We start from the raw sequence: 19,581 nt of genomic DNA on the forward strand, positions 1-19,581 counted from the left end.
TGGATAAGTCCAAGGTTCCGAACTCGGCTATCATGCGCGCGTTTTCATGACAGGCATTGCGCTATCGCAAGCCCGTGATCCAGGAGAGTTGATGAACACCCTTTTTATGCACTGCCGCCCGGGTTTTGAGGGCGAAGTCTGTTCCGAGATCGCGGAACACGCCGCGCGCCTGAATGTTTCGGGCTACGCCAAGGCCAAGACCGGCAGCGCCTGCGCCGAATTCGTGTGCACCGAAGAAGACGGCGCCCAGCGCCTGATGCGCGGCCAACGCTTTGCCGAGCTGATCTTCCCAAGGCAATGGGCGCGTGGGGTGTTCATCGATTTGCCGGAAACCGACCGTATCAGCGTGATCCTGGCGCACCTGCGGGATTTCCCGGTGTGCGGCAGCCTGTGGCTGGAGATGGTCGACACCAACGACGGCAAGGAACTGTCGAACTTCTGCAAGAAATTCGAAGGGCACCTGCGCAAGGCGCTGATGGCCGCCGGCAAACTGGTGGAAGACGCCAGCAAGCCGCGCCTGTTGCTGACCTTCAAAAGCGGCCGTGAAGTGTTCATGGGCCTGGCCGAGTCGAACAACTCGGCGATGTGGCCGATGGGCATTCCCCGCCTGAAATTCCCCCGGGACGCGCCAAGCCGCTCGACCTTGAAGCTGGAAGAAGCCTGGCACCACTTTATCCCTCGGGATCAGTGGGACGAGCGCCTGCACAGCGACATGACCGGCGTCGACCTCGGCGCAGCGCCTGGCGGCTGGACCTGGCAGTTGGTCAACCGCGGCATGCTGGTGACCGCCATCGACAACGGCCCGATGGCCGAAAGCCTGATGGACACCGGCCTGGTGCAGCACTTGATGGCCGACGGCTTCATCTATACGCCCAAGCAGCCGGTGGACTGGATGGTCTGCGACATCGTCGAGAAACCGGCGCGCAACGCGGCCCTGCTGGAAACCTGGATTGGCGAGGGACATTGCCGCGAAGCGGTGGTCAACCTGAAGTTGCCGATGAAGCAGCGTTATGCCGAAGTACGGCGCTTGCTCGACCGCATTGCCGACGGCTTCAAGGAGCGGGGCATTCGGGTGGAAATCGGCTGCAAGCAGCTGTACCACGACCGTGAAGAAGTGACCTGCCATTTGCGTCGGCTGGATGTGAAGAAGCCAAAGGCCCGGTAAACCCGCCCCTGTAGGAGCGAGCTCGCTCGCGAAAACCTTGAGGGCGCCGCTGACTACCTGGCGCCCCGCATTACCGCTAAAATGCCGGCCTGTTTAGGAGTAAACCATGAGCCTGACCCCTGATTTACCCGTCGACGCCGTTCTCGACGCCACCGGCCTCAACTGCCCGGAACCGGTGATGATGCTGCACCAGCACATCCGCGACCTGGCGCCTGGTGGCTTGCTCAAGGTGATCGCGACCGATCCGTCGACCCGTCGCGACATCCCCAAGTTCTGCGTGTTTCTCGACCATGAACTGGTGGACCAGCAGGAACAGGCCGGTACTTACCTGTACTGGATCCGCAAGAAGTCCGCTTAAACCCGGCGAATCCGCTTGCGTGCACTGCGCACCAGGCGGATCACCAGCATTGCGGCCGCACAGCTCAGGCCAACGATCAGCCCCTGCCACAAGCCGCTCGGGCCGCGTGCCTGGCCGAGCCAGTCGGTCAGCCCCAGCGCATAGCCCACCGGCAACCCTACGCCCCAATACGCAAACAGCGTCAGCACCATGGTCACCCGTGTGTCCTGGTAACCGCGCAATGCGCCGGCGGCCGTGACCTGGATCGCGTCCGAGAACTGAAACAACGCCGCAAACACAATCAGCATCGCCGCGACCTGGATCACCCTCGGGTCGGAGGTGTAGATAGTGGAAATCTGTTCGCGAAACAGCAGCATCAGGCTGCAGGACAGGCAGGCGTAAACCAGCGCCGTGCCCATCCCCACACCGGCGGCGAAACGCGCCTCGCGGGGTTCGCCACGGCCCAGGGCCTGGCCCACGCGCACGGTGACCGCCATGCTCAGGGAGTAGGGAATCATGAACACCAGCGAGCTGAAGTTCAGGGCGATCTGGTGCCCGGCCACCACCGTGGCACCAAGGCTGCCGATCAGCAGTGCGATCACCGCGAAAATGCTCGACTCGGCAAACACCGCAATCCCGATGGGCAAGCCAATGCTCAACACACGCTTGATCACCGACCACTGCGGCCAGTCAAAGCGCTTGAACAGCTCGCTGCTCTGATAGACCGGCGCCCAGCGGGTCCAGGCGGCCAGGCCGAGCATCATCACCCACATCACGATCGCCGTGGCCCAGCCACAACCGATGCCGCCCATGGCCGGCACGCCGAAGTGGCCGTAGATGAACACATAGTTCAGCGGAATATTCAGCGCCAGCCCGCACAGGCCCATGACCATGCTCGGCCGCGTGCGGCCCAGGCCGTCGCTGAAGCAGCGCAGCACGTAATACAGCGCAATCGCCGGCATGCCCGAGGCGATGCCGTGCAGGTAGCCCATACACGGCTTGATCAGCTCGGGGTCGACCTTCATCAGGTGCAGGATCGGTTCGGCGCTGATCAGCAACAGCAGAGCGGTAATCCCCACCACCAGCGCCAGCCACATCGACTGGCGCACCAGCGGGCCGATCTCGCCGTGGGTACCGGCGCCAAAGCGCTGGGCGACCTTCGGCGTGGTGGCCAGCAGCGTGCCGGTCATCAGCAGGTACACCGGGATCCAGATGGAGTTGCCCAGGGCGACCGCCGCCAGGTCCCGGGAGCTGACACGCCCGGCCATCACCGCATCGACAAAGCCCATGGCCGTGGTCGCCAGTTGCCCGATCATGATCGGCAGGGCCAGCGCCAGCAGGTTGCGCACCTCAAGGCTGACGCGGGCGGGGCGAGAGAGGGCGGGGGTAGTTGCGGCAGTGTTCACGTACGGATGTCCAGAGAGGCGGAGCGCAGGACGGCGCATTCTACGCCCTGACGTGTTGGTCAGGAAAAAACCTGTGTTGTGGATTTGTAAGCACTTGCGCGCGCAAAGATTGCTTTTTGTGGCGAGGGAGCTTGCTGTGGCGAGGGAGCTTGCTCCCGCTGGGCTGCGCAGCAGCCCCAGGACGGGCAACCGATGTGTACCTGAAAAAAAACGTTGCTTCATTTGGGAGCGCTCCGCACTCCAGCGGGAGCAAGCTCCCTCGCCACAAGGAAAACCGCTGTACACTGCTGATCCGCGAAAGGAGCCTGCCATGCTGATTGTTGCCGACGAAAATATCCCGCTGCTCGATGCATTCTTCGAAGGATTTGGCGAGATTCGCCGGGTTCCGGGGCGGTCCATCGACCGTGCGACCCTTGAGCAGGCCGACGTGCTGCTGGTGCGTTCGGTGACCAACGTCAACCGCGCCTTGCTCGAAGGCACACCGGTGCGGTTTGTCGGCACCTGCACCATCGGCACCGACCACCTCGACCTCGATTACTTCCAGCGCGCCGGTATCCAGTGGTCCAGCGCCCCCGGCTGCAACGCCCGTGGCGTGGTCGACTATGTGCTGGGCAGCCTGCTGACCCTGGCCGAAATCGAAGGCGCTGACCTGGCCCAGCGTACCTACGGCGTGGTGGGCGCCGGTGAGGTCGGCGGGCGCCTGGTCAAGGTGCTCAAGGCGTTGGGCTGGAACGTGCTGGTGTGCGACCCGCCCCGGCAGATCGCCGAGGACGGCGATTACGTCAGCCTGGAACAGATTATCGAGCAATGCGATGTGATCAGCCTGCACACGCCGCTGAACAAATCCGGCAACGGTTCGACCTGGCACCTGTTTGATCGCGAGCGCCTCAACCAACTGAAACCCGGCACCTGGTTGATCAACGCCAGCCGCGGCCCGGTGGTCGACAACGCCGCCCTCAAGGACGTGCTGCTGGACCGCGAAGACCTTCAAGCAGTGCTGGATGTATGGGAAGGCGAGCCCCAGGTGGACGTCGACCTGGCCGACCTGTGTGTGCTGGCCACCCCGCATATCGCCGGCTACAGCCTGGACGGCCGGCAGCGCGGCACCGCGCAGATCTACCAGGCGCTTTGCCAGTATCTGGGCCAGGAGCCAACCATTCAACTCAGCGACTTGCTACCAGAGCCCTGGCTGGCCGAGGTCAGCCTCAACGCCAATACCGACCAGGCCTGGGCGCTGGCGGCTATTTGCCGTGGCGTGTACGACCCGCGCCGTGATGACGCGGATTTCCGCCGCAGCCTTGTAGGCACAGTTGACGAGCAGCGCAAGGCATTTGACCAACTGCGCAAGCACTACCCGCCGCGGCGTGAGATTGATGGCTTGAAGGTGCGGATCAGCGGCGAGTCTGCCGCCTTGTCGAACATCGTCTCGGCGTTGGGTGCACAGGCAATCTGACCCCATAAAAAACCCGGCTAACAAGGCCGGGTTTAAAAGAGCTTGGGCGAATCAGCCTTGCTTGGCAGGCTTGACCAATTTCTGCTCCAGTTCGGTGCATGCGCTCTGGATCATCTCTTCGGTGATTTGCACTTCGCGGCCTTGAGCGTCGATGTACGAGCAAGGCAACTGCTGCGGTTGGCGGATCACTTCAATTTTGGCGTTGCTGCTGTTTTGCAAGGACATGGCCCGTCTCCTCATCAGGTTGTGTACCTACTCTAAATCCCCCGCGTGAACGCGTTGTTACAACTCCATACACGTCCAGCGGATCGAATGCCCAGTCCAGCAGAAACCGATACAAATTTCCAGCCGAGCCTTAGACCGATAGCCTCTAGGGGCTAGGTTCGCTAAGCATAATTAACCTGACTCATTGTGATTCACTCAAGTTCCCCCCATGTAACGGTGCAGGTTCCCGTCTCCAACCTTCAGGTGAAACCCTCCATGCTCTCAGCCCGTCAACGCCGCGCGATTCGCCTGGCCAGCCGCTTCGTCGCTCCCTACCGCTGGCAGGCCCTGGGGGCCTTGTTGGCGTTGATCGTCACCGCAGGCATCACCTTGTCCATGGGGCAGGGCATCCGCCTGCTGGTGGACCAGGGCTTCATGACCCAGTCACCGCACCTGCTCAACCAGTCCATCGGCCTGTTCATGATTTTGGTGATGGGCCTGGCGGTGGGCACGTTTGCGCGGTTTTACCTGGTGTCGTGGATCGGCGAGCGGGTGGTGGCGGACATCCGGCGGCAGGTGTTCAATCACTTGATCTACCTGCACCCGGGTTTCTATGAAAACAACCGCAGCTCGGAAATCCAGTCGCGGCTGACCACCGACACCACCTTGCTGCAATCGGTGATCGGCTCCTCGCTGTCGCTGTTCCTGCGCAACGCCTTGATGGTGATCGGCGGGATCGTGCTGTTGTTTGTCACCAACCCCAAGCTCACCAGTATCGTCGTGATCGCGCTGCCGCTGGTGCTGGCACCGATCTTGATCTTCGGCCGCCGGGTGCGCAGCCTGTCGCGGCTGAGCCAGGACCGTATCGCCGATGTGGGTAGCTACGTGTCCGAGACCCTCGGCCAGATCAAGACCGTGCAGGCCTACAACCACCAGGTGCAGGACGAACAACGCTTTGCCGTGACGGTGGAAGAGGCGTTCACCACCGCGCGCAAACGTATCCTGCAGCGTTCATGGCTGATTACCCTGGTGATCATGCTGGTGCTGGGCGCCGTGGGCGTGATGCTCTGGGTGGGCGGAATGGATGTGATCAGCGGGCGGATTTCCGGTGGTGAACTGGCGGCGTTCGTGTTCTACAGCCTGATCGTCGGCAGCGCCGTCGGTACGTTGAGTGAAGTGTTGGGTGAACTGCAGCGCGCAGCCGGTGCGGCAGAGCGGATTGGCGAGTTGCTGCAATCGAGCAATGAAATCAAGGCCCCCGAGGCCAATGTCATCAAGCTGCCAGAGCGGGTCAGCGGTCGGTTGGAGTTGCAGGACCTGCGCTTTTCCTACCCGTCGCGGCCAGACAGCTACGCCATTGATGGCCTGAGCCTGACGATCAATGCCGGCGAAACCCTGGCCTTGGTCGGCCCGTCCGGTGCGGGTAAATCAACCATTTTTGACCTGTTGCTGCGCTTCTACGATCCACAGCAAGGTCGCGTTCTCCTGGAAGGTCACCCGCTGACCGAACTCGACCCGCTGGACCTGCGCCGCTGTTTCGCCCTGGTATCCCAGAGCCCGGCGCTGTTTTTCGGAAGCGTTGAAGAAAACATTCGCTACGGCAATCCGTCGGCCACCTTCGCCCAGGTCGAAGAGGCAGCACGTATCGCCCACGCCCACGACTTCATCCTGCAAATGCCCGATGGCTACCAGACTCACCTGGGCGACGGCGGCATGGGCCTCTCCGGTGGCCAGCGCCAACGCCTGGCCATTGCCCGGGCGTTGCTGGTGGATGCACCGATCCTGCTGCTGGACGAAGCCACCAGCGCCCTGGATGCCCAGAGTGAACACCTGATTCAGCAAGCGTTGCCGCAGCTGATGGAAGGGCGCACCACCCTGGTGATTGCCCACCGCTTGGCCACCGTGAAGAACGCCGACCGGATTGCCGTGATGGACCAGGGCAAGCTGGTGGCGGTGGGGACGCATCAGCAGTTGATCGCGAGTAATCCGCTGTATGCGCGATTGGCGGCGTTGCAGTTCAGTGATGGTGATGAGCCGGTTAGGCACTGACCTGACGACCATACCGGATCGTTGTGGCGAGCGAGCTTGCTCGCGTTGGGCTGCGAAGCAGCCCTGAATCCTTACAACCCGATCTATCTGAATAACGCCGCGACATTACTTGGGGCTGCTGCGCAGCCCAACGCGAGCAAGCTCGCTCGCCACAGGTTATGTATCAGCCTCTGAAAGTCGTGTTACTGATCATCAAAATACCGCTCATGCCAATCCACCAACGGCTGTGGCGCATTGAGCTTCTGCCCGTAGATCACCGAATAAGACAGCACGTTCTGCACATACTGGCGGGTTTCGTCGAAAGGTATGCTTTCCACCCACACGTCGAAACTCAGGTGGTCGGCGCCACGCAGCCATTGGCGCACACGGCCGGGGCCGGCGTTGTAGGCGGCGGTGGCGAGTACGCGGTTGCCGTTGAACTGAGCGTGGACCTGGCTCAGGTACGCCGCGCCGAGCTGGATGTTCTTGTCCGGGTCGAGCACTTGCTGTTGCGAGGCCAGCGGGATGCTGAACTTGCGTGCGGTCTCTTTCGCGGTGCCGGGCATCAGTTGCATCAGCCCGGTGGCGCCGACGCCGGAGCGGGCGTCGTCCATAAAGGCGCTTTCCTGGCGGGTGATCGCAAACACCCAGCTTGAATGCACGCCGCGGACCTTGGCTTCACGCACCAGCGTGTCGCGGTGGGCCATCGGGAAGCGGATGTCCAGGTCGTCCCAGTACTGCGCCTGGCTGATGGTGCGGATCGCCGGGAAGTACCACTTCATGTCATAGGCCAGCTTCGCCTGGGCGACCATTTCGTCGCGGTTGAAGTGTCGGCTGACGTGGTACCACTCGCGACGGCCATCAACGACCTGGCCACGGGCGTAGAACTCCAGGGCACGGCGTACGCCGGGGGTGTTACGCACCTTGTTCATCAGCGCCTGGCTCATCATCAGCGGCTTGTTGTTCAGTTGGTACGGGGACTGGGAGCGATCTGCCGCGAGGAAACCGTAGAAGTCGCGCTCTTTGGCCAGGCCCTTGTACAGCACCAGGGCTTGCGGGTTCTTCGGCTCTGCCAGCTCCAGGCTGCGGGCCTGCCAGTAGCGCCAGCGGTTGGTGGTGGCCAAATCCTGCGGCAGCTTGCGGGTCAACTGATAAGCATCTTCCCAGCGCGCCAGGCGTAGCAGCAGGCGCAGGCGCCATTCGGAAACGGTGTTGTCCCGCAGTTCCGGATCGTATTTGGTCATCACGTCGAGGGCGCGCGGGTCGTAGCGGCGTGCCAGGGTCAGGCCGATTTCCCGGGCGATCGACACTTTTTCGTCACGAGAGAAGTGCATGCTGCTGGCATAACCGTCGAGCAGGGCCATGGCCTTGTCCGGGTCCTGGCGTGCCAGGCGGCGAAGCCCCAGGCCGACGGCGTCGGACATGGCCTCGTTGGCCGGCAGGAAGCGCGACGGGTCGCTGAGCATGTCGGGCTTCTGCGCCACGTCCACCATCAGGCGGCCTTGGGCGCCAAGGGTCGGCAAGGTTTTTACCAGGCTGTTGGCCAGCGGGTAATTGCGCGCTTCGGTGGCCAGCTTGGCGCGGTCCCAGATTTTCTGTTCGGTCAGTTGGCCGTCAGCGGCCCACTGGCCAAAGGTTGCATCACAGGCGGCAGGCTGGGATTTACCGGTCAGCCACAGCTTCTCGGTGGTTTTGTAGCCTTCGGCTTTTTGGTTATGGGTCAGCTGGAATTGGCCGTGGAGGCAGTCCAGTTCGACGAAATTGAGTTTTGGGTCGTAGTACTTTTCAAAGGTTTGCCAATCGCCACGGTCGGCCAGCCAGCGCAACCAGCGCAGTTTCATCCAGTTGGCCTGGGGCAGGTCGCCGTTCTTGGCGAGGAATTGTTCGATTTCCTCATTGCTGGCGGTTTTCAGGCGTGCGGTCAGTTCGTCGTAGGCCAGGTACGGCGTCAACGGGTAGTCGGCCAGGGCCTGGCTGTATTGGAAATACGGGCCGCTGTCGCCTTTGGCGAGGGCTCGTTTGGCTTCATCGTAATATTTACGTTGGGTGGTGAGGTCCACGGCCTGGGCGGATTGAACGGCGGTGGCAGAAAGAAGCAGACAAGATAAAAAGCTGAAAAGGCGACTGCGCATGAGACGTCCGTGCAGAGGAAACTGGACTAGTGCCGACGTCGCCGACACTGATTGCCCCTAGCTTAGCCTTTTGGCCGCAACCGGTGAAAGCTTTGCCGGTCGCTTCATTCAAGTTCATCTGAAATGTCCGACAGAACGTGTCAACGGCGAAAATGCCGGCCGCCTCGAGCCCTAAGTCAGGTAGAATGCGCGCCCAGTTTTTGGAGAAGCGTATGACCCTGCTCAAATTCAGCGATGTGTCCCTTGCTTTCGGCGCTATGCCGTTGTTGGACAAGGTGTCCTGGCAGATCGCCCGTGGTGAGCGGGTGTGCATCATCGGCCGCAACGGCACCGGCAAGTCCAGCATGATGAAGCTGGTTAAAGGCGACCAGAAGTCCGATGAAGGCTCTGTGTGGCGCGCCCCGGGCCTCAAGATCGGCGAATTGCCGCAAGAATTGCCGGTGGCCGACGGACGGACAGTGTTCGACGTGGTAGCCGAAGGCCTCGATGGCGTAGGCGCACTGCTTGCCGAATACCATCACCTGGCGCAGAACTGCGTCACCGAAGCCGACCTGGACAAGCTGATGCACGTCCAGCAAGACCTCGAAGCCCGTGACGGCTGGCGCTTGCAGCAACTGGTCGACAGCACCCTGAGCCGCCTGCAGTTGCCGGCCGACAAGACCCTCGCCGAATTGTCCGGTGGCTGGCGTCGCCGTGTCCTGCTGGCCCAGGCCCTGGTGTCCGAGCCGGACCTGCTGCTGCTCGACGAACCGACCAACCACCTGGACATCGGTGCAATCGCCTGGCTGGAAGAAGCCCTCAAGGATTTCCAGGGCGCCGTGCTGTTCATCACGCACGACCGTTCCTTCTTGCAGAACCTGGCAACCCGCATCCTCGAACTGGACCGCGGTGGCCTGATCGACTGGAACGGCGACTACGCGAGCTTCCTGGTGCACAAGGAAGCCGCGCTGTCCGCCGAGGAAACCGCCAACGCCCTGTTCGACAAAAAGCTGGCCCAGGAAGAAGTCTGGATCCGCCAGGGCATCAAGGCCCGCCGCACCCGTAACGAAGGCCGCGTACGCGCCCTGAAAGCCCTGCGCGTTGAGCGCGGCGAGCGTCGCGAACGCACCGGCAAGGCCAATATCCAGCTGGATACCGCCGACAAGTCGGGCAAGCAAGTGATGGTGCTGGAAAACGTCAGCTTCCATCACCCGGACGGCCCGTTCCTGATCAAGGACTTCTCCATGGTCCTGCAGCGCGGCGACCGTATCGGCCTGCTCGGTGCCAACGGTACCGGCAAGACCACCTTGCTCAAGCTGATGCTCAACGGCCTGCAACCCACCAGCGGTAAAGTGGAAGAGGGCACGCGCATCGACGTGGCCTACTTCGACCAGTTGCGCCACCAGTTGGACCTGGAAAAAACCGTGATCGACAACGTCGCCGAAGGTCGCGACTTTATCGACATCGACGGCCAGAGCCGCCACGTGCTGAGCTACCTGGGCGACTTCCTGTTCAGCCCGCAGCGTGCACGTACGCCGGTTAAAGCCTTGTCTGGTGGTGAGCGTGCGCGCCTGCTGCTGGCCAAGCTGTTCAGCAAACCGGCCAACCTGCTGGTGCTCGACGAACCGACCAACGACCTCGACGTTGAAACCCTCGAGCTGCTGGAAGAGGTCTTGCTGACCTTCAACGGCACTGTGCTGATGGTCAGCCACGACCGGGCATTCCTCGACAACGTGGTCACCAGCACCCTGGTCTTCGAAGGTGAAGGCAAGGTTCGCGAATACGTCGGTGGTTACCAGGACTGGCTGCGCCAGGGCGGCTCGCCGCGCCTGCTGGGCGTGACCGAGAGCAAATCCGGCAAGGCTGACCTGACCTCGGCCGTGGTTGCCCCGGTGGCTGCCGAGCCAGCTCCAGCCCAGGAAGCGCCTGCTGCGAAGAAGAAGCTCAGCTACAAGCTCCAGCGTGAGCTGGAAGCACTGCCGGGTGATATCGACGCCAAGGAACAGCAGATCGCTGCCGTGGAAGCCGAAATGGCTGACGCGGGTTTCTATATGCGTCCTGCTGCAGAAACCGCCAAGGTGATTGCCTCCCTTGAGCAGTTGAACAGCGAGCTGGAAGCACTGGTTGAACGCTGGGCCGAGCTGGATGCCTGAGTGATTCAAGCGCAATAAAAAACCGGCGCTCATTTATATGAGCACCGGTTTTTTTATATGAAATACAGTTCAAATGTGGGAGCGGGCTTGCTCCCACATTAGATCGCCTTTGGTCTTACGAGCTCTTTACCAGTTTCACTGCCAGCACATCGCAAGGTGCGCCGTGCAGCACGTCATTGGCTGTAGATCCCAGCAGCAAGGCCAGGCCGTGGCGGCCATGGCTGCCGACCACGATCAGGTCGCAACCTTGCTCCTTGGCCAGGTGGTGGATTTCCTGGCGCGGCTGGCCGTAGGTCAGGTGGCTCTGGTCTTTTTTCAGGGCGGGATACTTGTTGATCAGGCGATCAAGGCGTTCCTTGGCCTGGTCGAACTGCTGCTGTTGCAGTTGGGACAGGTCCATCGGCACGTCGCCGCCAAAGGCCATGGCCATCGGCTCGACGATATGCACCAGGGACAGTTTCACCGAGTCACCTGCAAGGCCTACGGCCCGCTTGATCACGGGGTCGCATTCTTCGGTCAGGTCCACGGCGACCAGAATATGTTCGTAGGGCATGAGGAGTTCCTCCAAAGGAAAGCGATAAGTTCAGTATGGCTGGTTTCAAGCGGATGGGGTTGCGTCAGGTCAAATCCGCTCATCAAGAAATTCGGGAGTACACATATGACGGTCTGGATAGTGGTGTCAATCCTTGCGCTGGTTTTAAGCCCTCTGGCGTGGTTGCGTCCGTCGCGCCATTCGAGCGGGCGCATGGCCCTGCGCATGGAGGCGCGACGCATCGGTTTGGCCATGCAACTGACGCCCCAGGACTGGCCGCACTGGCTCAAGCACGAGCCGCCCAGCCCGTGTGCCCAATATCACCGGCCACGGCGCGGCACCAAACTGGTCACCTGGAGTTATTGGCAGTTGGAACCGGGGGTTTGGGTCAATCAGTGGCAGGAAAGCTGCGTCGATGAAAAGTTGTTGCCACATTTTGCGACGCTGCCGGCGAACGTCTACAAAGTCGAAGCCGACAAGCAAATGATCACCCTGTACTGGGGCGAAAAGGGCGAGTTGAGCGTGTTGCAGGACATTGATGCGGTGCTCAAGGCGCTGGCCTGAGTTTTCTGCGGGCATTAAAAAGCCCGAAAGCATCATCGGGCTGGAGTTGGCCAGGCAGGCCGGTAATTCGTTAAACGTGCCGCTAGCCTAGCCGCATATTCGGTTCTGTACAGCCCTTTAAATCAAATTTCTTATTATTGATTTCGTGAATGATTAAACATTGGCGAGGCGATGCCGGCTGCCCCGGGTTCTGAAATGACTGAAAAGTCGCGTTTTTGCTGCCCTTTCGAGCGATTGACAATTCTTCGGATTTGGCTGAAGGTGACGTACCCAAATCAAACGGGCGTATGAATTGAGCGTTTGTCTTTCAGACCGTTCGTACAGAATCCCGACTATCGCGTTGGCGGGTGTGCCTGGCAAATTGGCGTTAGCATCGACGGTAACGTCAGTGCCTACGCTGAATCCTGCGTCCGACGTGTACTGTTCAGCTTCCATATCGTGGAGATCAGTTGATGATTTACGAAGGTAAAGCCATCACGGTTAAGGCTCTTGAAAGTGGCATCGTCGAATTGAAATTCGACCTCAAGGGTGAGTCCGTCAACAAGTTCAACCGTCTAACCCTGAATGAATTGCGTCAGGCCGTAGACACCATCAAAGCAGATGCATCGGTCAAGGGCGTGATCGTCTCCAGCGGCAAGGACGTGTTCATCGTCGGCGCTGACATCACCGAATTCGTCGACAACTTCAAGCTGCCCGATGCCGAGCTTGTGGCTGGCAACCTCGAAGCCAACAAGATTTTCAGCGATTTCGAAGACCTCAACGTGCCTACCGTTGCCGCGATCAATGGCATCGCCCTGGGCGGCGGTCTGGAAATGTGCCTGGCCGCCGACTTCCGCGTGATGTCGGCCACCGCGAAAATCGGCCTGCCGGAAGTCAAGCTGGGCATCTACCCAGGCTTCGGCGGTACCGTGCGCCTGCCGCGCATCATCGGTGCCGACAACGCCATCGAGTGGATTGCCGCCGGCAAGGAAAATCGTGCTGAAGACGCGCTGAAAGTCGGCGCCGTGGATGCCGTGGTTGCTCCCGACAAGCTGGCAGAAGCCGCACTGAACCTGATCAAGGGCGCCATCAGCGGTGAATTTGACTACAAGGCCAAGCGTCAGCCAAAACTCGAAAAACTCAAGCTCAACGCCATCGAACAAATGATGTCGTTCGAAACCGCCAAAGGTTTCGTGGCAGGCCAGGCCGGCCCGAACTACCCGGCGCCGGTTGAAGCGATCAAGACCATCCAGAAGGCCGCGAACTTCGGTCGCGACAAAGCCCTGGAAATCGAAGCTGCCGGCTTCGTCAAACTGGCCAAGACCTCTGCCGCGCAGAGCTTGATCGGTCTGTTCCTGAACGATCAGGAACTGAAGAAAAAGGCCAAGGCCTACGACGAAATCGCCCGCGACGTGAAACAGGCTGCCGTACTCGGCGCCGGTATCATGGGCGGCGGTATTGCCTATCAGTCGGCGTCCAAAGGCACGCCGATCCTGATGAAGGACATCAACGAGCACGGCATCGAGCAGGGTCTGGCAGAAGCCGCGAAACTGCTGGTGGGCCGCGTTGATAAAGGCCGCATGACTGCAGCGAAAATGGCTGAAGTGCTTAACGGCATTCGTCCTACGCTGTCCTACGGCGATTTCGGCCACGTCGACCTGGTGGTCGAAGCGGTTGTCGAGAACCCGAAGGTCAAGCAGGCGGTACTGGCTGAAGTTGAAGCCCAGGTTAAGGAAGACACTATCCTGGCTTCCAACACCTCGACCATTTCCATCACCTTGCTGGCCAAGGCCCTCAAGCGCCCGGAAAACTTCGTCGGCATGCACTTCTTCAACCCGGTGCACATGATGCCGCTGGTGGAAGTGATCCGTGGCGAGAAGTCCAGCGAGCTGGCAGTCGCCACCACCGTTGCCTACGCCAAGAAAATGGGCAAGAACCCGATCGTGGTCAACGACTGCCCGGGCTTCCTGGTCAACCGCGTACTGTTCCCGTACTTCGGCGGTTTCGCCAAGCTGGTCAGTGCTGGTGTGGACTTCGTGCGCATCGACAAGGTCATGGAAAAATTCGGCTGGCCAATGGGCCCGGCGTACCTGATGGACGTGGTCGGCATCGACACCGGTCACCACGGTCGCGACGTAATGGCTGAAGGCTTCCCGGATCGCATGAAAGACGACCGCCGCTCGGCGATCGACGCACTGTACGAGGCCAAGCGCCTGGGCCAGAAGAACGGCAAGGGCTTCTACGCCTACGAGACCGACAAGAAAGGCAAGCAGAAGAAAGTGGCCGATCCTTCGGTTCACGAAGTGCTCGCGCCGGTCATCTACGAACAGCGTGAAGTGTCCGACGAGGACATCGTCAACTGGATGATGATCGCCCTGTGTCTGGAAACCGTGCGCTGCCTGGAAGACGGCATCGTTGAAACCGCAGCCGAGGCCGACATGGGCCTGGTCTACGGTATCGGTTTCCCTCCATTCCGTGGTGGTGCGCTGCGTTACATCGATTCCATCGGTGTGGCCGAGTTCGTTGCCCTGGCTGATCAATACGCTGATCTGGGCCCGCTGTACCACCCGACTGCGAAGCTGCGTGAGATGGCCAAGAACGGCCAGAGCTTCTTCGGTTAAGCGCCCCAGACACTTGAGCGAGAATATTTATGAGCTTGAATCCAAGAGACGTCGTGATTGTCGACTTCGGTCGTACTCCGATGGGCCGCTCCAAGGGCGGCATGCACCGCAACACCCGCGCTGAAGACATGTCGGCGCACCTGATCAGCAAATTGCTGGAGCGCAACGTCAAGGTCGACCCTAACGAAGTCGAAGACGTGATCTGGGGCTGCGTCAACCAGACCCTGGAGCAGGGCTGGAACATCGCCCGCATGGCTTCCTTGATGACGCAGATCCCGCACACTGCTGCCGGCCAGACCGTCAGCCGCCTGTGTGGCTCGTCCATGAGCGCACTGCACACTGCTGCACAAGCGATCATGACCGGCAACGGTGATGTGTTCGTGGTCGGCGGCGTGGAGCACATGGGCCACGTCAGCATGATGCACGGTGTGGATCCGAACCCGCACATGTCCCTGTACGCGGCGAAAGCCTCGGGCATGATGGGCCTGACCGCAGAAATGCTCGGCAAAATGCACGGCATCACCCGCGAAGCCCAGGATGCATTCGGCCTGCGCTCCCACCAGCTCGCCCACAAGGCGACGCTGGAAGGCAAGTTCAAGGATGAAATCATCCCGATGAACGGCTACGACGAGAACGGTTTCCTGAAACTGTTCGACTACGACGAAACCATTCGTCCGGACACCACCCTGGAAAGCCTGGCGGCCCTGAAGCCTGCCTTCAATCCAAAGGGCGGCACCGTGACAGCGGGTACTTCGTCGCAGATCACCGACGGTGCTTCGTGCATGATCGTGATGTCGGCCCAGCGTGCCCAGGACCTGGGCATCCAGCCGATGGCGGTGATTCGTTCGATGGCGGTCGCAGGTGTGGACCCGGCAATCATGGGCTATGGTCCAGTACCGGCCACACAAAAAGCATTGAAGCGCGCAGGCCTGAGCATCTCCGACATCGACTTCTTCGAGCTCAACGAAGCTTTCGCCGCACAGGCCCTGCCAGTGCTGAAAGATTTGAAAGTGCTCGACAAGATGAACGAGAAGGTTAACCTGCACGGCGGCGCGATTGCCTTGGGTCACCCGTTCGGGTGTTCCGGTGCACGTATCTCCGGCACGTTGCTTAACGTGATGAAGCAAAATGGCGGCAACCTGGGTGTTGCAACCATGTGCATTGGTCTCGGCCAAGGCATCTCCACCGTCTTCGAACGTATCTAAACGTTTCGTTGACGGAAGCCGGGGCCCAGTGCCCCGGTTTTTGTTTTTTGGAATTTTTTATATTTTTTTTTAACAAATTTTGTAAGAGGGCCAGAGCATGAAAGTCGAACCAGGGCTCTACCAGCATTATAAAGGTCCGAAGTACCGCGTTTTTAATGTGGCGCGGCATTCCGAGACCGAAGAGGAAGTGGTGTTTTACCAAGCACTGTATGGCGATTACGGCTTTTGGGTGCGTCCCTTGAGCATGTTCCTGGAGACCGTCGAAGTTGACGGCGAACAGGTCCCGCGCTTTGCTTTGATCCAGGTCGAACCCAGCCTTTTTTCCGCGCAATAAAGGCAGGCCGCGCAGAATGCTGCGCTTGACCTCACCTTGTTGCCACTATATATAGCGTTGCCGCGTCAGGCGCCAACCGCCTTTCACTTCTCGAATTCAGGAATTTTCCGATCCATGGGCAAATCGCTGGTCATTGTGGAATCCCCGGCTAAGGCCAAGACCATCAACAAGTACTTGGGTAACGAGTACGTGGTGAAGTCGAGTATCGGCCATATCCGAGACCTGCCCACCAGCGGTTCGGCTAGCGCCAGCAAGGAGCCTGCCGCCAAGCGCGGCAAGGCGGCTGCGGGCGAAGGTCCGGTGCTCACGCCTAAAGAGAAAGCGCGCAAGCAGCTGGTCTCGCGCATGGGTGTCGATCCCGATCATGGCTGGAAAGCCAAGTACGAGATCCTCCCGGGCAAGGAAAAGGTCATCGAAGAGCTGCGCCGGCTCGCCAAAGATGCCGACACCATCTATCTCGCAACCGACTTGGACCGCGAAGGGGAGGCTATTGCCTGGCACCTGCGGGAAGCCATCGGTGGTGACGACAGCCGCTACAAGCGCGTGGTGTTCAACGAAATTACCAAGAAGGCGATTCAGGAAGCCTTCTCCAAGCCGGGCGAACTGGACATTGACCGCGTCAATGCCCAGCAGGCCCGTCGCTTCCTCGACCGCGTCGTGGGCTACATGGTCTCGCCGCTGCTGTGGGCGAAGATCGCCCGTGGCCTGTCCGCCGGCCGTGTGCAGTCGGTTGCGGTAAAACTGGTCGTGGAACGTGAGCGCGAGATTCGTGCGTTCAACCCCGAAGAATACTGGGAAGTGCACGCTGATCTGGGCACTGCCAAGGGCAACAACGTGCGCTTTGAAGTGGCCCGCGAGAAAGGCGAGGCCTTCAAGCCGCTCAACGAAGCCCAGGCCATGGCTGCGCTGGAGAAGCTCAAGGCTTCCAGCTACAGCATCGTCAAGCGTGAAGACAAGCCCACCAGCAGCAAGCCGTCGGCGCCGTTCATCACTTCCACCCTGCAACAGGCCGCGAGCAACCGCCTGGGCTTCGGGGTGAAGAAGACCATGATGATGGCCCAGCGTCTGTATGAAGCGGGCTACATCACGTATATGCGTACCGACTCCACCAACCTGTCGCAAGACGCGGTGGCGATGGCGCGCACTTATATTGAAAGCGAGTTCGGCAAGAAGTACCTGCCGGAGAAGCCGAACGTCTATAGCAGCAAGGAAGGCGCACAAGAGGCTCACGAAGCGATTCGTCCCTCCGACGCCAACACCGAGCCAAGCAAGCTGAGCGGCATGGAGCGCGACGCTGAGCGCCTCTACGAGCTGATCTGGCGCCAGTTCCTGGCTTGCCAGATGCTGCCGGCGCAATACCTGTCTACCACCGTCAGCGTGGGTGCCGGTGACTTCGAGCTGCGCGCCAAGGGCCGTATCCTCAAGTTCGACGGTTACACCCGCGTGATGCCGCAAATCGCCAAGCCGGGCGACGACGACGTTCTGCCGGACATGGCCCAGGGCGATGTGTTGAAGCTGATCAAGCTCGACCCGTCCCAGCACTTCACCAAGCCGCCGGCGCGTTATTCGGAAGCCAGCCTGGTAAAAGAGATGGAAAAACGTGGCATCGGTCGTCCTTCGACCTATGCGGCGATCATTTCCACCATCCAGGACCGCGGCTACGTGGCGCTGCACAACCGTCGCTTCTACTCGGAGAAGATGGGCGACATCGTCACCGAGCGCCTGTCCGAGAGCTTCTCCAACCTGATGGACTACGGCTTCACCGCCGGCATGGAAGAGAACCTCGATGACGTGGCCCAGGGCGAACGCGACTGGAAAAACGTGCTCGACGAGTTCTACGGCGACTTCAAGAAGAAACTTGAAGTAGCTGAAAGCGCCGAGAACGGCATGCGTGCCAACCAGCCGGTGATGACGGACATTCCGTGTCTCACTTGCGGCCGCCCGATGCAGATTCGTACGGCATCCACCGGCGTATTCCTCGGTTGCTCGGGTTACAGCCTGCCGCCGAAAGAGCGCTGCAAGGCCACCGTCAACCTGGTGCCGGGCGATGAAATCGCTGCCGATGACGAGGGTGAATCCGAGTCGCTGGTACTGCGTGGCAAGCACCGTTGCCCGATCTGCAGCACGGCGATGGATGCCTACCTGCTCGACGAGAAGCACAAGCTGCACATCTGCGGTAACAACCCGGATTGCAACGGCTACGAGATCGAAGAGGGCACTTACCGCATCAAGGGCTACGAAGGTCCGAGCCTGGAATGCGACAAGTGCGGGAGCGAGATGCAGCTCAAGACCGGCCGTTTCGGCAAGTTCTTCGGTTGCACCAACCCGACCTGCAAGAACACCCGCAAACTGCTGAAAAGCGGTGATGCGGCGCCGCCGAAGATGGACCCGGTGAAGATGCCTGAACTCAAGTGCGAGAAGGTCAACGACACCTACATCCTGCGTGACGGCGCGTCGGGGCTGTTCCTGGCTGCCAGCCAGTTCCCGAAAAACCGCGAGACTCGTGCCCCGCTGGTGATGGAGATCGTGCCCCATAAAGACGAGATCGATCCGAAGTACCACTTCCTCTGCGAAGCGCCGAAGAAGGACCCGGACGGTCGCCCGGCCGTGATCCGCTACAGCCGCAAGACCAAGGAGCAGTACGTGCAAACCGAGGTTGAAGGCAAGCCTACCGGCTGGAAAGCGTTCTACGACGGTGGCAAGTGGAAGGTCGAGGACAAGCGCCAGGGCGCTTGACCCAGGCTGTAGGAGCGAGCTTGATCGCGAAGGTCGTTAACGATAACGCGGGCATTCTGGCTAAACGCGTTATCCTTTAGGTCTTCGCGAGCAAGCTCGCTCCTGCACAGCCAGCATCACGCCTTATTCGTTGTGGAGACTGCCTTCATGGCCAACGAACTCTATACCCGCACCAACCAGAAAATTTACTTCGCGGGTTTGTCCCTGGAAGCCCTTGGCCGTGCCGAGGAAGGAAAGGAGATGAACGCTATCGCGCTGGTACAGGCCGGGCGTGAAGCCGCGCTGTTCCACCTGTATGGCGCCTTGCTTGGCTTGTGCCATGAGATCGCCGGGTTCTATCGTTTGCCTCAGGCCGGTTCGCCGCGTGCCGAGATGATCATCAACCGGGATGTGCTGGAATCCATGGCCATCCCGGAGTTGGCCGAGTTGGTCGAGATGGCGCAGAGCCCGGACAGTTGGCTGGCGCGGTTGCTGGTAGCCCACGCCGAAATGTTTCAGCCGCCACGGGTGAAACACACGCCCAAGGGTGATGTGACGCAGCCGCTGATCGTGGCCGTGAGCCTGGATGAAGAAGGCCCTGAGCCGTTGAGCCGGGAAGAGCTGGAAAGCTGGCGGCAGGAGCTGAAGAAGCTGGCCATTCGGTTTCGGGATGGGTTGAACGAGTGCTGAGGGCTATTTAAGTCTCTCACTGGCAGCTAGCGCTTTTGTGGCGAGGGAGCTTGCTCCCGCTGGGCTGCGAAGCGGCCCCAAGGC

15 protein-coding genes are annotated in these 19,581 nt (G+C 60.5%); 11 read left to right on the plus strand and 4 right to left on the minus strand.

Translation table 11 applies throughout. The features are described from left to right. Positions 1 to 91: 91 nt before the first annotated feature. Both rlmM and tusA read left to right on the plus strand, forming a co-directional pair. Positions 92 to 1,165 carry a 23S rRNA (cytidine(2498)-2'-O)-methyltransferase RlmM gene (gene rlmM, locus M2400_RS07000; protein ID WP_177045683.1) on the plus strand — a complete coding sequence of 358 codons (1,074 nt, stop codon included), beginning with the start codon at positions 92 to 94 and terminating at the stop codon, positions 1,163 to 1,165. A gap of 106 nt (positions 1,166 to 1,271) precedes the next feature. Further along, the gene (tusA, locus tag M2400_RS07005; RefSeq protein WP_003218998.1) at positions 1,272 to 1,523 is read left to right on the plus strand and encodes a sulfurtransferase TusA; all 252 of its coding nucleotides are present in this window, start codon (positions 1,272 to 1,274) and stop codon (positions 1,521 to 1,523) included. On the opposite strand, the gene M2400_RS07010 is transcribed toward tusA, so the two are convergent. Next, a complete protein-coding gene (locus M2400_RS07010) occupies positions 1,520 to 2,908 on the minus strand; it encodes an MATE family efflux transporter (protein WP_310503517.1) in 1,389 nt (462 codons plus the stop codon). The genes tusA and M2400_RS07010 overlap by 4 nt on opposite strands. Positions 2,909 to 3,218: 310 nt before the next feature. Between M2400_RS07010 and pdxB the strand changes: the two genes are divergently transcribed. Next, on the plus strand, positions 3,219 to 4,361 hold the full coding sequence (gene pdxB / locus M2400_RS07015) for a 4-phosphoerythronate dehydrogenase PdxB (RefSeq protein WP_259196137.1): 1,143 nt from the start codon (positions 3,219 to 3,221) through the stop codon (positions 4,359 to 4,361). A gap of 51 nt (positions 4,362 to 4,412) precedes the next feature. On the opposite strand, the gene M2400_RS07020 is transcribed toward pdxB, so the two are convergent. After that, entirely contained in the window at positions 4,413 to 4,586 is a 174-nt protein-coding gene (locus M2400_RS07020) for a PA1571 family protein (protein ID WP_259196136.1), read from the minus strand. 255 nt (positions 4,587 to 4,841) lie between these two features. Between M2400_RS07020 and M2400_RS07025 the strand changes: the two genes are divergently transcribed. Continuing rightward, entirely contained in the window at positions 4,842 to 6,614 is a 1,773-nt protein-coding gene (locus M2400_RS07025; protein ID WP_177045676.1) for an ABC transporter transmembrane domain-containing protein, read from the plus strand. A gap of 182 nt (positions 6,615 to 6,796) precedes the next feature. On the opposite strand, the gene M2400_RS07030 is transcribed toward M2400_RS07025, so the two are convergent. After that, complete coding sequence (locus M2400_RS07030; protein ID WP_259196134.1) at positions 6,797 to 8,725, minus strand: transglycosylase SLT domain-containing protein; 1,929 nt, start codon at positions 8,723 to 8,725, stop codon at positions 6,797 to 6,799. A gap of 212 nt (positions 8,726 to 8,937) precedes the next feature. On the opposite strand from M2400_RS07030, the gene M2400_RS07035 reads away from it, so the two are divergent. Next, positions 8,938 to 10,857: an ATP-binding cassette domain-containing protein gene (locus tag M2400_RS07035; RefSeq protein ID WP_259196133.1), complete on the plus strand. Its 1,920-nt coding sequence runs from the start codon at positions 8,938 to 8,940 to the stop codon at positions 10,855 to 10,857. Between the two features lie 115 nt (positions 10,858 to 10,972). Here the strand turns inward: M2400_RS07035 and M2400_RS07040 are convergent, their stop codons facing one another. After that, positions 10,973 to 11,410, minus strand: a complete 438-nt coding sequence (locus tag M2400_RS07040) for a universal stress protein (protein ID WP_003218985.1) — start codon at positions 11,408 to 11,410, stop codon at positions 10,973 to 10,975. Positions 11,411 to 11,515: 105 nt separating this feature from the next. On the opposite strand from M2400_RS07040, the gene M2400_RS07045 reads away from it, so the two are divergent. The 6 genes from M2400_RS07045 to M2400_RS07070 all read left to right on the plus strand — a co-directional run bounded on the left by M2400_RS07045 (position 11,516) and on the right by M2400_RS07070 (position 19,497). After that, on the plus strand, positions 11,516 to 11,953 hold the full coding sequence (locus M2400_RS07045) for a hypothetical protein (protein WP_177045657.1): 438 nt from the start codon (positions 11,516 to 11,518) through the stop codon (positions 11,951 to 11,953). Between the two features lie 452 nt (positions 11,954 to 12,405). Continuing rightward, positions 12,406 to 14,553, plus strand: coding sequence for a fatty acid oxidation complex subunit alpha FadB (fadB, locus tag M2400_RS07050; RefSeq protein ID WP_063032264.1), 2,148 nt, complete (start codon positions 12,406 to 12,408; stop codon positions 14,551 to 14,553). A gap of 29 nt (positions 14,554 to 14,582) precedes the next feature. After that, on the plus strand, positions 14,583 to 15,758 hold the full coding sequence (gene fadA, locus M2400_RS07055) for an acetyl-CoA C-acyltransferase FadA (protein WP_076017236.1): 1,176 nt from the start codon (positions 14,583 to 14,585) through the stop codon (positions 15,756 to 15,758). Positions 15,759 to 15,855: 97 nt separating this feature from the next. Further along, positions 15,856 to 16,092: a DUF1653 domain-containing protein gene (locus tag M2400_RS07060; RefSeq protein WP_088424511.1), complete on the plus strand. Its 237-nt coding sequence runs from the start codon at positions 15,856 to 15,858 to the stop codon at positions 16,090 to 16,092. Between the two features lie 114 nt (positions 16,093 to 16,206). Then, positions 16,207 to 18,828: a type I DNA topoisomerase gene (gene topA / locus M2400_RS07065; RefSeq protein ID WP_177045655.1), complete on the plus strand. Its 2,622-nt coding sequence runs from the start codon at positions 16,207 to 16,209 to the stop codon at positions 18,826 to 18,828. Positions 18,829 to 18,975: 147 nt separating this feature from the next. Next, positions 18,976 to 19,497, plus strand: a complete 522-nt coding sequence (locus tag M2400_RS07070) for a DUF6586 family protein (protein WP_088424509.1) — start codon at positions 18,976 to 18,978, stop codon at positions 19,495 to 19,497. The last annotated feature ends 84 nt before the right edge of the window (positions 19,498 to 19,581 follow it).

It is taken from the genome of Pseudomonas sp. BIGb0558, assembly GCF_024807515.1.
GTDB lineage: Bacteria > Pseudomonadota > Gammaproteobacteria > Pseudomonadales > Pseudomonadaceae > Aquipseudomonas > Aquipseudomonas yamanorum_A.